This window comes from Gemmatimonadota bacterium, assembly GCA_009838845.1.
In the GTDB taxonomy this organism is placed as follows: domain Bacteria; phylum Latescibacterota; class UBA2968; order UBA2968; family UBA2968; genus VXRD01.
On sequence record VXRD01000170.1, the window covers coordinates 141185 to 154994 of the forward strand.

A 13810-nucleotide genomic window follows, 5' to 3' on the forward strand; every position below is an offset into this window, starting at 1 on the left:
ACGGGTGTGATTATGGCTGAAAATTTATACGGTCTTTTGGCCGAATTTGACGGTCCCGACGAATTGCTCAAAGCTGCGAAAGATTCATATGCAGAAGGGTATCGCAAGATGGATGCTTATTCTCCAATGCCGATACACGATTTGTCGGAATCAATGGGTTATGACAAGCACCGCGTGCCCATCATTGTATTGATCTGCGCGATTCTCGGTGCCTGTTCAGGCTTTGGGCTTCAGTACTGGGTATCTGTAATCGACTATCCGCTCAATGTGGGTGGTCGGCCCCTTTTGAGCTGGCCCTCTTTTATTCCCGTGACATTTGAACTCGGCGTGCTATTTTCCGCTTTTGGTGCATTGATTGGCATGCTCATCCTCAATGGTTTGCCGCGTCCCTATCACCCGGTTTTCAATGTTCCCAATTTTGAACGCGCCTCTGGTGATGGTTTCTTTTTGTGTATCGAAGCCGAAGATCCCAAATTTGACACTTCCGAAACCCGTGCATTTCTCGAGAGCCTGAAAGCAAAAAAGGTAGATGATGTCGAACCGTAAATTAGCTAATTGGCTAAAAATTGCCCATCCCGTGAGACTGGTGCTCGCACTCTTTATGGCAATGGGGTGTGAGGGCACGACAGATATCGAGCGTTTGCGGCAAGAAATGTACAACCAATCGAGATTTGAACCGCTGGAAAAAAATACTTTTTTCGCGGATCAAAGGTCCTCTCGGCCCTGGATAAAAGGCACGGTTGCACGCGGGCATTTGCGTACAGACGCGCATTTATATACCGGGATGATAGATGGTAAACCAGCGGAAACTTTTCCCTTTCCCATTACGCGCGATGTGATTCTCCGCGGCAGAGAACGCTACAATATCTATTGCTCCCCCTGCCATGGACAGGAAGGCGATGGGCGTGGGATGGTGGTGCGCCGCGGCATGAAGCAACCCCCATCATACCATATTGAGCGGCTGCAAAATGAGACACCGGGTTACTTTTTTGATGTCATGACCAATGGTTTTGGCGCAATGTATAGCTATGCATCGCGTATCAAACCGCGAGATCGATGGGCTATTATAGCCTATATTCAGGCGTTGCAACTGAGCCAAAACGCCACACTGGACGATGTCCCTGCCGATGTGCGTCAGCGGCTTGAAAATGAGTAGGATATTATGGCTACTAAATCCTTTGACCATCCATTTGTAGATAAAGTACAGCAACGAGGCCTTCTGACAGGTGCCTGCGGTATAGTGGTTTTATTTATTGGTGCCTTTGCTGATTCTCAGCAATTTTTCCAATCGTATCTCGTTGGCTATATCTACTGGTTAGTCATTTCTCTGGGCTGTCTGGGGTTGTTGATGTTGCACCATCTGGTCAGCGGACGGTGGGGATTTGTCATTCGGCGGTTATTGGAATCGGGCGCGCGCACACTGTGGCTCATGGCCGTCCTGTTTATTCCCATTGTGGTTCTGGGTATGCATCATTTGTACGAATGGACGCATACAGATGTCGTAGCTAAAGATCCAATTTTGACCTTTAAGAAACCGTATTTGAATGAGACCGGATTTTATATTCGCGCAGTCGTTTATTTTGCCCTGTGGTTGCTCTGGATGTTTTTGCTGACAAAATGGTCGCGCGAGCAAGATGAAACCGGCGAACCGGGCCTAAAAAGCCGGATGATTAACCTGAGCGGTCCCGGAATTCCCATGTTTATCTTAACCGTTACCTTTGCGGCAACCGATTGGGTCATGTCTTTGGAACCGCACTGGTTTTCGACGATCTATGGCTTAATTTTTGTGGTGGGCGGCGCATTGGGTGCCATGGCACTGTGCATCTTGTGGGTGATTAAATTAAAGGATGTCGAGGTCTATCGAGAAGTTGATGCATTTAAGTATTTGAGCGATCTGGGCACCCTGATGTTTGCATTTACATGTCTGTGGGCTTATGTGAGTTTTTCCCAGTTTTTGATTACGTGGTCTGGCAACCTGGCCGAAGAAGCCCCCTGGTACATCCGCCGATCACATGGCGGTTGGCAATATGTGGGAACTGCGTTGATTGTTTTTCACTTTTTCGTGCCATTCTTTTTGCTATTGCAGCGGGCGATCAAACGCCGCGCCGCGCTGATGACGGTTATTGCAATTTTTATGTTGATTATGCGCTATGTCGATCTTTATTATTTTATTACACCGGCTTTTGGGCACGGTGGTTCTGACGGTATGTGGTATGGTTTTCTGCTGGATATGCTGGTCCTCGTCAGTATTGGCGGCTTGTGGTTGGGATTTTTTGCGATGCAGCTAAAAGGTGTGCCGCTGATCCCATTGCACGATCCGCGCATGGAAGAAACCTTTGCCGGAGAAGGTCACTGATATGGCAGAAAAGCACAATGCCCGCGAAAAGGGCTACGAAGACTATCATCTCAAAATTGGCCCAATTCTCGCTGCCACTGCGGGAATCATAGCCGTAGCCATTCTGTCTTTTATCGCTATGTGGGCCATGTTTCTCGGTCTGGAACAAGCCGTGATTTATATGACAGATGATCCGCCGCCCATGGCTGCTCATCAAAAACCTTATCAGGGACCGCTGATCCAGACTGTACCTTCTGCTGAACTGACACAAGTGCGTGCCGAAACCAATCGCACGCTTACCGAATACGGCTGGATAGATAGGGATGCCGGGGTTGTGCATCTTCCAATTGAGCGGGCAATAGACCTGGTTCTCGAACGCGGGTTCCCGGTGCGAGAGTAAAACATGCGCGTCTTATTCGCTTGTATCACGCTAATGTGCTTCACCAGGATCGCGTGGGCACAAGACTTCACGCCGAATCCCACAGTGCTGGATTCCGTTGGGATTGACCAGAAATTGGGCGCATCTGTGCCAGTAAATTTGAAGTTCCGCGATGAATCGGGCACAGATATTATGCTGGCGCGATATTTGGATGAACATCCCGTTATTTTAGTGCCCGCATATTATGAATGCCCCATGTTGTGTACGCAAATTTTGAATGGTTTGTTGTCGGGATTGCGTCCCGTATCGCTCAATGCCGGACGAGATTTTGTGGTGGTGACATTTAGCATTGATCCCGACGAATATCCAGAATTGGCAGCGGCAAAAAAGGTGAATTACGTCGATGGATACGGTCGAGAAGGTGGAGAAAATGGATGGCATTTTCTCACTGGACACCCGGCATCAATAGACGCATTGACCAGGGCCATTGGATATCGCTACATATACGATCCCGAAACAGACGAATACGTTCACGCCAGCGGGATTGCCATTTTGACTCCCAATGGGAAAATCGCCCGGTATCTGTTTGGGGTCGAATTTGCGCCGCGGGATTTGCAACTGGGGCTTTTGGAAGCCGCACAAGATCAGATCAGCTCTCCGATTGATGCGATTTTGCTCTATTGCTTTCAGTACAATCCGTTGACTGGCAAATATACACTGGCAATTTATCGGTTGGTTCGCATTGCTGGTGTAATTACTGTAATTTGTATCTTATCATTTATTTTTATTATGGTGCGCCGAGAGCGGTCACCATTGCAGGCAAATTAACGCTTCAAAAAAAGTCCATCGGACCTCTAACTTTTGAGTTGGCACATGCAGACTGATTTTCCTCTTTTTCCAGATCAAGCTTCGAGTTTTGCCTTTCAAGTTGACGCGCTTTACTTTGGCATTTTGGCACTGTGCGTATTTTTCGCGCTCATAGTTGTCATTTTGGTAGTTATTTTTGCGATTAAGTATCAGCGCAAATCGGACGACGAAGTGCCGCGACAAATTGCGGGACATCTCGGCCTCGAAATATTTTGGACCGCCGTTCCGGCGGTGCTCGCACTGGGTGTATTTGTGTGGGCAACCGTCTTATACTTCCATCTAATTACACCCCCGCCAAACGCCATGGAAATATATGTGGTGGGCAAACAGTGGATGTGGAAATTGCAACATCCAGAAGGCAAAAAGGAGATTAACGAATTACACGTGCCACTGGGTGAATCGGTACGCCTGACCATGACAGCGGAAGATGTGTTGCACAGTTTTTATATTCCCGCTTTTCGCGTCAAAAAGGATGTGGTGCCCGGGCGATATACCAATTTGTGGTTTAAAGCGACGCAGGTCGGTTCGTATCATCTGTTTTGCGCCGAATTTTGCGGTACCGAGCACTCGCGTATGATTGGCACAGTACACGTCCTGGAACCTCAAGATTACGAAGCCTGGTTGACTGGCGGAACTGCGAATGAGCCAATGGAAGTAGCCGGAGAAAGATTATTTGAACAATACGCCTGTCATACCTGCCACAAGATGGACGGGACGGGACGAGGGCCATCTCTGTCGGGTCTTTTTGGCAAAACAGTGGCTCTGGAAGGCGGCGGTACTGCATTGGTTGACGAAGCCTATATTCGAGAATCGATTCTGAACCCTTCCGCCAAGATCATGGCCGGATACAAACCCATTATGCCAACTTTCAAAGGTCAGATCAGCGAAGAAGGGATCATTCAAATAATCGCCTATATCAAATCCCTGAAAGCCCCCGAACTCACGAGTATGGAGTGATGCGCTATGGCAATCACCGAGCAAGATGTTCAAGCGTCTGAAGATGCGCCGAGCGTCAATTATCTGAATAACGGTTATGGCTTGAAGTCCTGGTTGTTGACCAGAGACCACAAGCGCATTGCCGTTTTGTACATTATTTCAATTTCCATCTTTTTTGCCCTGGGTGGGTTATTTGCCAGTCTGGTTCGCTTTGAACTGATGACCCCCGAAGGCGATTTGATGTCTTCAGATACTTATAACAAAGTTTTCTCAATGCACGGCATCATCATGGTCTTTTTCTTTCTGGTGCCATCTATCCCCGCAACCATTGGCAACTTTTTAGTCCCCATAATGGTCGGCGCAAAAGACCTGGCTTTTCCGCGCGTCAATCTTTTGAGCTGGTATGTTTATGTGGTTGCAGGTATTTTGGGAACAATTGCCGTGGTCGGAGGCGGCGTTGATACGGGTTGGACTTTTTATACGCCGTATAGTAGCACCTATTCAAACTCAAATGTGATTCTGGCCGCTATGGCCGCTTTTATGGCGGGTTTCTCGTCCATTCTGACGGGCCTCAACTTTGTGGTGACAATCCACACCATGCGCGCGCCGGGGATGACCTGGTTCCGCCTGCCGCTATTTGTCTGGTCGCATTATGCCACCAGCTTGATTATGCTATTGGGCACACCCGTTATCGCAATTACGCTGGTGTTGCTAATGCTCGAGCGCGGATTTGGGTTCGGGTTTTTCGATCCGAATCTCGGTGGTGATCCCGTTTTGTTCCAGCATTTGTTCTGGTTCTATTCGCATCCAGCCGTTTATATCATGATCTTGCCTTCAATGGGCGTGATGAGCGAAATGGTCGCCGCTGTTGCGCGCAAGCGCGTCTTTGGATATGAATTTGTCGCGTTCTCAAGTGTAGCCATTGCAATTTTGGGATTCCTGGTATGGGGCCACCACATGTTTGTGAGCAGCCAATCGACTTATGCCGGCATGGTATTCTCCATTATCACATTTCTGGTAGCAGTGCCCTCTGCGATCAAAACATTCAACTGGACAGCGACCTTATACAAAGGGTCAATTATATATGATACTTCAATGTTTTACGTGTATGGGTATCTGGGCTTATTTTTAGTCGGTGGTTTGACCGGACTGTTTTTGTCGAGTATGGGCCTGGATATTCACCTGCACGACACGTATTTTGTGGTGGCGCACTTCCATTATATTATGGTTGGCGGTCAGGTGATGGGATATCTGGGGGGCATGCACTTCTGGTGGCCCAAAATTACGGGTAAAATGTTTCCCGATATTTGGGGACGCGTATCAGCCCTGCTGGTATTTCTCGGTTTTAATCTGACGTTTTTCCCGCAGTTCATTCTGGGGTATATGGGCATGCCGAGGCGTTATCACGTCTATCCCGACGAATTTCAGGTCTTGAATGTGGCATCGTCTATGGGTGCGTCAATTCTGGCTCTGGGGTATGTGGTTCCCGGCGCGTATTTGACCTGGTCGATCTTTAAGGGCCCAAAAGCACCTGATAACCCCTGGGGCGCCAAAGGACTGGAGTGGGAAACGACCTCCCCACCGCCCACATTTAATTTTGAAGAAACGCCTGTCGTGACAGAAGAAGCCTATGAGTACGGACCGATTGAGGAGCACTAATGGCCGATCACGCATTACATCACGATCACCCGCACGGACTGGCCCACCAGTTCGAAGATATGCCGCAGCAGAAGGAATCCGCCGTCATTGGCATGTGGAGCTTCCTGATTACAGAAATTTTGTTTTTTGGAGGCTTTTTTGCGACGTATCTAATCTACCGATCCTATTATCCCGAGGCATTTTTTGAAGGCAGTAGTCACCTGGATATTCCTCTGGGAGCATTTAATACCATAGTATTGATTGTCAGCAGCCTGACAATGGCGATGGCTGTACACAAGTCGCACGAAGGCAATAAAAGAGGGATATTGGTCTATCTGACTCTGACTGGTATCTTAGGTCTTACCTTTTTGGTGGTCAAATATTTTGAATACTCCGCAAAGATCGAGTACGGTTTGGTCCCCGGCCTGGTATGGCATCCGCACGGTGAAAACTCGCCCCAACTGGCTCTCTTCTATTCTCTGTATTTCGGAATGACCGGAATGCATGCCCTGCATATGATTATTGGTATTGGCCTGTTGATCTGGGTATTTGTTAAAACTGCACAGGGGACGTACACGGCAGAATACAATGCCCCTGTTGAAATTTTTGGCCTGTATTGGCACTTTGTCGATATTGTCTGGATTTTCCTATTTCCATTGCTCTACCTTCTGGGCACACAGGGGGGAGGACACTGATGGCTGATGATCACCACGGCCCGACTGTACGCATTTATCTGGCGGTATTTGCCTCCCTGATGTTTTTAACCGCGTTAACGGTTTGGGTGGCATTCCAGGATCTGGGCATGTTTAACGACGTGGTAGCACTCGGTATCGCATGCACAAAAGCCACGATTGTGATTCTGTTTTTTATGCACGTCAAATACGCCAGCCGACTGACCTGGTTGCTCGCGGGTGCAGGCATCCTGTTTTTGCTGATCCTATTTGCCTTTGCAATGGCAGATTACGTCAGTCGCGGTTGGTTGGGCATGCCAGCGAGCCACTATTTGCAGTAACAAGATGAACAAAAAAAGAGAGCGGAGAAATCTACTGGATTTCTCCGCTTTTTTTATAGAAAGACCAATAACATGTCCGGTTTTGGATACACCGCAGCGCAGCTTTGTGACAATCTAAAAACCCTTGGTGTCGAAATCGGCGATACACTCTTCGTCCATTCATCATTCAAGAGCCTGGGTATGGTCCATGGTGGAGCGGAAACAGTGATCGCCGCGCTTGAGAACGCACTGGGTACCAATGGCTTACTCTTGATGCCATCGTTCAATCTGATCGGCGACCGAGAACAGCGGACGGGGTCCTGGGACCTGAAAAAAACAGAATCCTCAGTCGGCTGGTTGACCGAGTATTTCAGATTGATGCCGAGGACACACAGATCCGATCACTACTCCCACTCCGTGGCAGCACGCGGACAAGGCGCAAAAAATTTCGTTGCGGATCATCTATCAGAGGAAGGCATGGCATCTCCCTGGGACCGTTCACCCTGGGGCAAGACGTACGGCACAAATTCCCCCATGATCCGAGCCTACGAACAGAACGGCAAAATCCTGATGCTCGGCGTTGACTACCACTCATCCACGTATATCCACGTCGTAGAAGTGATGTTCTGGAATGATCGCCTGAAAGAGAACCCCGATGCCGAATTCATCTGGCTCGATCGGATCCGACTCGGTGAAGTCTGGGATCGTTCGGGCATTTTAGAGACCGGCAAGGTTGGGGACGCCTCGTGTCGCCTGTTCCAAATTCGCGCGTATGTTGATCAGTTGCTCGATATTGTCCGAAATGACCCCGATTCATACGACCGCGTCAAACTGGATCAAAGATCGACATAGGCTTGTTATTACAGCGGTGGTGTATGCATGCGGTGGCCCTGGCCCATAAAAAAGAAAATATCCAGAACAAAAGAAACCAGAACACCCAGCGTATAGCCCATGAGGACGCCAAAAATAAAAACACGAGAGCGGTTAAAAAGCTCAATACCGCCGACTTTGAGCACAATTATTTTCATCAGCCAGGCGATAAATACCGAAAAAAAGGACGCGCGGGTGGGATACTGGAGGGAAACTGTAAATCCCACTGGGTGCAGAGGCCACCAGGGAAACCGCTGGTTCAGAAAAATCAACAGCAGGGTCATCGCCGCGCCAAAGGTTCCGAAGCCCAGGTCCCACCATTGCCGTTCTGTATCTGGACGCCCTTTGATATCCGAAACAGTATAATTGAAAAAGGCCCGGTTGCCCCGCGTATAACTGTAGTCTCCAAAATTCTCAGCTCCCGGCCCGTAATAACCCAGAATAAGGGTGGTGATCACAAAGGCGAGGATTGAGAGGATTCCGCCAATGAGAATTGCGCCACCCAGTCGGCGCCTTTGAGGATCGGTGTGGTCGCCTGATCTGGCGGCATTGGCCGCACCTGGCATGGCAAATCCCTTTGCGTTGCCGTAAAGCGTACCCATCTGGTTCAGAGCCGCAATCGTCGTATCATCCATATTCCAGATACCGATCAATCCTTTGACGGGTCCGGTAGGTCCTGACCCCCGTAAAGACACCAACCCGCTGAGCGCCACGATCTTGGCCATCCCCAAATAGAGAATCAAAGAAAAAAACATAAATGCCGCGGCCACCCCCGGATTCATCTGGGTTTTGCAGAGCCAAAAAAAAATGAAAAGGCTGGCAAGGATGAAACCGAAGGTTGCTGTGCGATAGGAGAGCAATTCGGTCGAATCATCTACCTCGGGGTCTTTTCCAATTGCTTTGCGCCAGACATTGCGGATGTGCCCGCGTGCGATCCAGAGGCTCCACAGTACAAAAACCATCAGGCCGTAATTGTTCTGAGAGATCACCCCCGAACCATAGCCTCTTGGACCAAACCCGATACGGTTGGAAATGCCTGCCTGCAACATGCCCAAAATGTGGAAAAACCACATCGACAGGAGAATTTCCAGGGTAGTGAAATAGGCGAAACAAATGACGTAGAAATCGAACTGGAGAAAGAAAGGCATAAATCCACGTCCGATGGGGAGCAGTGTTCTAATATTGAGAAATGCGAATGTGGGAAGGCCTGGAAAGAAGTGGCCTGCTGTATTCCAAAAAAGCATGATTGCCGGAATTGCAAACCCGATCCAGAAAAGGGGCAGGCCAAAAAATTGGGGCAGATTTCGTCTGGGACCGGGATTCTCTACCAGCATCAGTGAAAGCTCGACAAAGGGAAATGCCAAACGCTCGCTTTCCGACCACTGTTTTCTCAAAATGACTGAGAGACAAAAACAGGCCAGCATGATCGCGATGAGCAGACTGAACCACCAGAAGAGCGGACCAACCCATATCTCCCAGGGCAAAGGCGTACCGGGAACCAGCCCGCGATAGAACATCCCAACGCCATCTCCGGCATTGCTGGGGAACAACCAGCGCTGCAGGTTGGGCAGTGTGTAGGTAGGCCATTCATTTTCCGGAGAAGCGTAGTAATCCGGAGCCGAAATAACGGCTACAAATCTCTGGGCCAGAGTGGGTACTGTTGTGCCGAGAAATCCAATGGCGAGCACGGCAGCCATATCCCGCCGCGTCAAAGCGAAGCGGGGAAACCGCCTTCGAACGAGGGGATTGTAGAGATAGCCCAGGAGCAGAAGCCCTACCAGCAAGGCAAAGGGCATTTGGCTGTGCGTGAATGAGGAAGAGTGGATCAAGTAACGGGAGACAGGGTCGAAGCCATTGATGCAAAATGTGAGCACTACCCCCAGGACAATAGCGCCCGGGCGCACCGACGACTCTTGCTCTCTCGCCGACAAATGGTGTGCTTGTAAAGGATTGCTCATTGTTTGCACACAGGGTAAGAAGTCATAAAAAATGGCCCCCAGCGAAAACTGAGGGCCTCCGTATTCGACGCGTTCAGCCTATTCCTGGTGAAGTGTAGGCGAACGTCTCGGCGCAGAAAATTGCTCTTCGGTAAGCGGGACGGCCTGCTTCTGATAGACCTGCACCCGATAGGAGCCATTGTCCGCTACAAACATCAGTCCATCTCCATTGACAGCTACCCCTCCCGGACGTCGAAAGTACTTTTGCGGCTCGAGGTCTGCCATATCCCTCAGGCGATTTGGACCGGCATTTGTCATCATATATTCAATTGCGACCGTTGACAGGGTTGCATCCCCCAAGAATTTCTGCACGTACCTCGACTCGGAATTGAACAATTGTACCCGATCATTTCCCGAGTCCGCAACATAAATATCGCCGTGCTCATCTACGGCCACATCCGTCGGTCTATTTAGCTCGCCATTTCCGCTACCCGACTTCCCAAACGCGAAGATAAACTCTCCGTCAGCAGTGAACTTCTGAATTCTGTCATTTCGCCAATCTGCGGCATAAACATCGCCCAGTTCATCCACTGTAAGCCCCCAGGGCATGTTAAACTCGCCCTCCCCATCGCCAAATCTGCCCCATTTTGAGATAAATTCACCATCTTTGGTAAACTTCTGGACTCTGTGGTTCAGGCTGTCAGCAACATAGATATTCTCTTCTGCATCGAAGGCGATACCCGCCGGACCGTTCAGTTGTCCATCTCCGTCGCCGTACTCACCCCATTTCTCCAACTCTTTGCCATCTTTGTCAAAGGACAAAATACAATGCACGGCCTCGTCGGAGACATAGAGATTCTCCTCGCTATCGGCAATAATTGCAACCGCCCACGTAAGCCCACGGCCAACGGCACCCAGATCTTTGTCATCAATATGGTACTTCCTGATCGTCGATGCATCTCTATTCCGACACAATATGTAGAGACAGCCTTCCTCGCCCAGGGCAATATCAATCGGAAAATTCGTCAGCCGCCTCATACCCAGAGTCTTGTAAAATGGGAACCCTGCCCGCAACAGGCCATAAGGTCTGCCCATAATTCACCTCCCTTTTTCAAAATACACAACGAATAGACGAATAGACGAACCCCACCCAACCACCCCTACCCACTACAAGCTTCGCTGATTCGTTGATTCGTTGATTCGTTGATTCGTGATCACACGGCCTCTTTGAAAGGCTGGATCTGTTCAAATGTCCCATCCACAATCGGAGTGGCATCCATTCCCATCCATTGCTCCAAGAGCGTTGCGTATATGCCGCGGAAGTCAATTGTATGCTCAAGGTCTTCGCCGTTGGCCCATCGAGAGGGATCAAGAGAGGGATATTCTGCGTATAACCCGCCATTCACACCATCACCGATGATAAATGCACCGCCACCTGTGCCGTGGTCAGTGCCACTGGCATTATCCCTCATGCGTCGTCCAAACTCTGAGAAAACGAGCATAACTATCTCTTCAGAAGCATTGTGGTGTCGCAAATCCCGGAAGAAATCGCGGATTGCTTCCGACAACTCTGTCAGCAACTTGGGATGTGACGGCATTTCATTTGCATGGTGGTCATAGCCCCCGTGCTGTGTGTAAAAGATCCTTGTGCCGAGACCGGCAAGGTGAACGCGCGCGACATCCCTCAGTGCCTTCGCAATCGAATTGCTTCCGTACTCCACGTCGGACTGATACATTGCCGGAGCCTTCTTCAACTCATCGGAACCTCTGATGACATCCAGACCCGTCTGCGAAAGATAATCCATCACCACACCCGTGCCAATCGCGGGTTCGTACATAGTCTTGAATATCTCAATAGCCTGCATTCGCTTTGGGTCTTCTTTGATGCTGGTCATCAATCCGTAATTGTCGAGATCGTCAACAGATGTCACGGGAACGCCAGAAACGGCCAACGCTCGAGAAAGTCCTTTTCCAAAGTTAATGCCCGTCAGGACATTTTCCCCCTTCGGATCCAGATCCCGAACCACTCTACCCAGCCAGCCTTCAGTGCCGATATCTATGGGTTCACAGGTATGCCAGACATCCATAGCCCTGAAATGCGACCTGCTCGAGTTGGGATACCCGATACCCTGCACAATCGCCACATCACCCTGCTCAAACATCTCCTTCAGGGGCACCGTATTGGGATGCCAGGCCAGAGTGTCGTTCATCGGCAAAACCTCATCCTGACGAAGCCCCACAATGGGCCGGCAATCGTGGTATATGCCGTTGGTATAAGGGATAATAGTATTCATGAAGTCATTGCCGCCCTTCAATTCAACAATGACGAGGATTGGGTCTTTAGAAGCCATTTTATTCCTCCTTTCAGAACGCTACGCAAATTGATATTCTCTCGAAGCGACAATGAGTTGCAGCATCTGTATTACGCGATCCGTACTCTCCTCAGATCCGTTGTCCGCGGATAGATCGAGATCGCCACCTGATTCCGCAAATTTGCTCAAAGATTCGCGGGTCGTATCACTCACGGTCATAGGACCTGCGAGATCCAGACATTTCTCCACGAACTCATCAGGAGCGAGTGCCCGCCCCTCGGCTTTGAGCCGATCAATGATTCCACGTATGCCAGGCTTGGACGCATCACTTACCTCGCGAACGGCAAAATTCACGCGCTCGGTCAGTGTGCCGCCATCAATCCATTCCCTACCGGTATGCCAGCCTTCCACAGTCGGAGGATCCAGCAATTTCTGCCCCATTAACGTGGTAGCACCCGAATATCTTCCCATACCCGGATCGGGACGTTGATAAGTGCCGATCAGCTTCAGGATGCCCGTGACGAGTTCGGTAGGACTTTTCACCTTTTTCCCTCGCGCGTCCTTGAAGAAGTCGGAGTTAAAGAGCGTTCTCAGGATGTGGCGCATATCGCCTTTCGACTCCATGAAAGCGTTTGACAGGATTTCAATCGCATCGGGATCCTGCGGCGGGGTCACATGCCAGGATGGAACCTGCGGCTCGTCCGTGACAAAAAAGTTATAGAGATGTCTGGATATGAATTTGGCACAGGCGGGTTGTTCGACTATGATGTCGATAATATCATCGCCATTGAAATTGCCCGTATGCCCCAAAAACGTCTTCTCGCCATCGTCGTGGTCTTCTTCGAGGAAAACGAACTTCGCATCGTAATAACCTTGCGGATACAGGGGCGGCGGCTGCGCAAATGTCCATCCCGTAAAGGCGCGGGCACAATTCTTAATATCGTCTTCTGTATAATTGCCAACGCCCATCGAGAAGAGTTCCAACAGCTCCCTGCCGTAGTTCTCATTAGGCTCGCCCTTGCGGTTTTCATTGTTATCCAGCCAGAAGATCATGGCCGGATCTTTGGACAGCTCGATCAAAATTTCCCGCATATTTGAAAGCCCCACGCGCCGGAAGGTATCGATCTGGCGAGCAGAGGCGAGGAGGTGCTGATTCTTTCCCACCCCGGTGGCGAATACGTGATGCCAGAAAAGAGCCATCTTTTCTTCGAGTGGGCGCTTGCTGCGGATCATTCGATACATCCATTTCTCCACATATCCCGCTTCAAAACTGCCAAAATAGCGGCTTAAAATATCCTCATCAACCGGATCACAGCGCTCCGGCTCGACCAGATCTTCCACGACGTTTTCATAGCCCCTTTCGGCATAGTCCTCCAATTCTGTTCTCGTGGCCCCAAACCCGGCTCGACGCATCAGGTGGGCCATTAACGCAATATCGGTGTTCGACATTATTTCCCCCTTTGCTGAAATACCTCATTGGTTGCGCTTGCTCTGTCCCTATCGCCAGAATAACAAGACGATGTTTTTCAACAATTTATCTTAAAT

At 49.8% G+C, this 13810-nt stretch carries 14 protein-coding genes; 10 read left to right on the forward strand and 4 right to left on the reverse strand.

Features of this window, described 5'->3' with window-relative positions; genetic code table 11:
- The first annotated feature begins 12 nt into the window (after positions 1-12).
- The 10 genes from F4Y39_24500 to F4Y39_24545 all read left to right on the forward strand — a co-directional run bounded on the left by F4Y39_24500 (position 13) and on the right by F4Y39_24545 (position 7998).
- Complete coding sequence (locus tag F4Y39_24500; GenBank protein MYC16897.1) at positions 13-546, forward strand: DUF3341 domain-containing protein; 534 nt, start codon at positions 13-15, stop codon at positions 544-546.
- A 55-nt stretch (positions 547-601) separates the two neighbouring features.
- Entirely contained in the window at positions 602-1156 is a 555-nt protein-coding gene (locus F4Y39_24505) for a cytochrome c (GenBank protein MYC16898.1), read from the forward strand.
- Positions 1157-1162: 6 nt separating this feature from the next.
- Positions 1163-2356, forward strand: a complete 1194-nt coding sequence (locus F4Y39_24510; GenBank protein ID MYC16899.1) for a hypothetical protein — start codon at positions 1163-1165, stop codon at positions 2354-2356.
- A 1-nt stretch (position 2357) separates the two neighbouring features.
- Positions 2358-2735 carry a hypothetical protein gene (locus tag F4Y39_24515; GenBank protein ID MYC16900.1) on the forward strand — a complete coding sequence of 126 codons (378 nt, stop codon included), beginning with the start codon at positions 2358-2360 and terminating at the stop codon, positions 2733-2735.
- A 3-nt stretch (positions 2736-2738) separates the two neighbouring features.
- On the forward strand, positions 2739-3542 hold the full coding sequence (locus F4Y39_24520) for an SCO family protein (protein ID MYC16901.1): 804 nt from the start codon (positions 2739-2741) through the stop codon (positions 3540-3542).
- A 45-nt stretch (positions 3543-3587) separates the two neighbouring features.
- Positions 3588-4538, forward strand: a complete 951-nt coding sequence (gene coxB, locus F4Y39_24525; GenBank protein MYC16902.1) for a cytochrome c oxidase subunit II — start codon at positions 3588-3590, stop codon at positions 4536-4538.
- A 6-nt stretch (positions 4539-4544) separates the two neighbouring features.
- Positions 4545-6176: a cytochrome c oxidase subunit I gene (locus F4Y39_24530; GenBank protein MYC16903.1), complete on the forward strand. Its 1632-nt coding sequence runs from the start codon at positions 4545-4547 to the stop codon at positions 6174-6176.
- Positions 6176-6850, forward strand: a complete 675-nt coding sequence (locus F4Y39_24535) for a cytochrome c oxidase subunit 3 family protein (GenBank protein MYC16904.1) — start codon at positions 6176-6178, stop codon at positions 6848-6850. Before F4Y39_24530 ends, F4Y39_24535 begins: the two co-directional genes overlap by 1 nt.
- Positions 6850-7167: an oxidase gene (locus F4Y39_24540; protein ID MYC16905.1), complete on the forward strand. Its 318-nt coding sequence runs from the start codon at positions 6850-6852 to the stop codon at positions 7165-7167. Before F4Y39_24535 ends, F4Y39_24540 begins: the two co-directional genes overlap by 1 nt.
- 72 nt (positions 7168-7239) lie before the next feature.
- The gene (locus F4Y39_24545; protein MYC16906.1) at positions 7240-7998 is read left to right on the forward strand and encodes an AAC(3) family N-acetyltransferase; all 759 of its coding nucleotides are present in this window, start codon (positions 7240-7242) and stop codon (positions 7996-7998) included.
- An 8-nt stretch (positions 7999-8006) separates the two neighbouring features.
- Here the strand turns inward: F4Y39_24545 and F4Y39_24550 are convergent, their stop codons facing one another.
- The 4 genes from F4Y39_24550 to F4Y39_24565 form a co-directional block, all read right to left on the reverse strand.
- On the reverse strand, positions 8007-9974 hold the full coding sequence (locus F4Y39_24550; protein ID MYC16907.1) for a hypothetical protein: 1968 nt from the start codon (positions 9972-9974) through the stop codon (positions 8007-8009).
- Between the two features lie 78 nt (positions 9975-10052).
- The gene (locus F4Y39_24555; protein MYC16908.1) at positions 10053-11048 is read right to left on the reverse strand and encodes a hypothetical protein; all 996 of its coding nucleotides are present in this window, start codon (positions 11046-11048) and stop codon (positions 10053-10055) included.
- Positions 11049-11167: 119 nt separating this feature from the next.
- Positions 11168-12304: a DUF1501 domain-containing protein gene (locus F4Y39_24560; GenBank protein ID MYC16909.1), complete on the reverse strand. Its 1137-nt coding sequence runs from the start codon at positions 12302-12304 to the stop codon at positions 11168-11170.
- Between the two features lie 21 nt (positions 12305-12325).
- Positions 12326-13714, reverse strand: a complete 1389-nt coding sequence (locus F4Y39_24565; GenBank protein ID MYC16910.1) for a DUF1800 domain-containing protein — start codon at positions 13712-13714, stop codon at positions 12326-12328.
- Positions 13715-13810: the final 96 nt, after the last annotated feature.

Bases quoted from the DNA above. Each gene is read 5' to 3' on its own strand.
- F4Y39_24500 (MYC16897.1), top strand. From the start codon at position 13: ATGGCTGAAAATTTATACGGTCTTTTGGCCGAATTTGACGGTCCCGAC.
- F4Y39_24505 (MYC16898.1), top strand. From the start codon at position 602: ATGGCAATGGGGTGTGAGGGCACGACAGATATCGAGCGTTTGCGGCAA.
- F4Y39_24510 (MYC16899.1), top strand. From the start codon at position 1,163: ATGGCTACTAAATCCTTTGACCATCCATTTGTAGATAAAGTACAGCAA.
- F4Y39_24515 (MYC16900.1), top strand. From the start codon at position 2,358: ATGGCAGAAAAGCACAATGCCCGCGAAAAGGGCTACGAAGACTATCAT.
- F4Y39_24520 (MYC16901.1), top strand. From the start codon at position 2,739: ATGCGCGTCTTATTCGCTTGTATCACGCTAATGTGCTTCACCAGGATC.
- coxB (MYC16902.1), top strand. From the start codon at position 3,588: ATGCAGACTGATTTTCCTCTTTTTCCAGATCAAGCTTCGAGTTTTGCC.
- F4Y39_24530 (MYC16903.1), top strand. From the start codon at position 4,545: ATGGCAATCACCGAGCAAGATGTTCAAGCGTCTGAAGATGCGCCGAGC.
- F4Y39_24535 (MYC16904.1), top strand. From the start codon at position 6,176: ATGGCCGATCACGCATTACATCACGATCACCCGCACGGACTGGCCCAC.
- F4Y39_24540 (MYC16905.1), top strand. From the start codon at position 6,850: ATGGCTGATGATCACCACGGCCCGACTGTACGCATTTATCTGGCGGTA.
- F4Y39_24545 (MYC16906.1), top strand. From the start codon at position 7,240: ATGTCCGGTTTTGGATACACCGCAGCGCAGCTTTGTGACAATCTAAAA.
- F4Y39_24550 (MYC16907.1), bottom strand. From the start codon at position 9,974: ATGAGCAATCCTTTACAAGCACACCATTTGTCGGCGAGAGAGCAAGAG.
- F4Y39_24555 (MYC16908.1), bottom strand. From the start codon at position 11,048: ATGGGCAGACCTTATGGCCTGTTGCGGGCAGGGTTCCCATTTTACAAG.
- F4Y39_24560 (MYC16909.1), bottom strand. From the start codon at position 12,304: ATGGCTTCTAAAGACCCAATCCTCGTCATTGTTGAATTGAAGGGCGGC.
- F4Y39_24565 (MYC16910.1), bottom strand. From the start codon at position 13,714: ATGTCGAACACCGATATTGCGTTAATGGCCCACCTGATGCGTCGAGCC.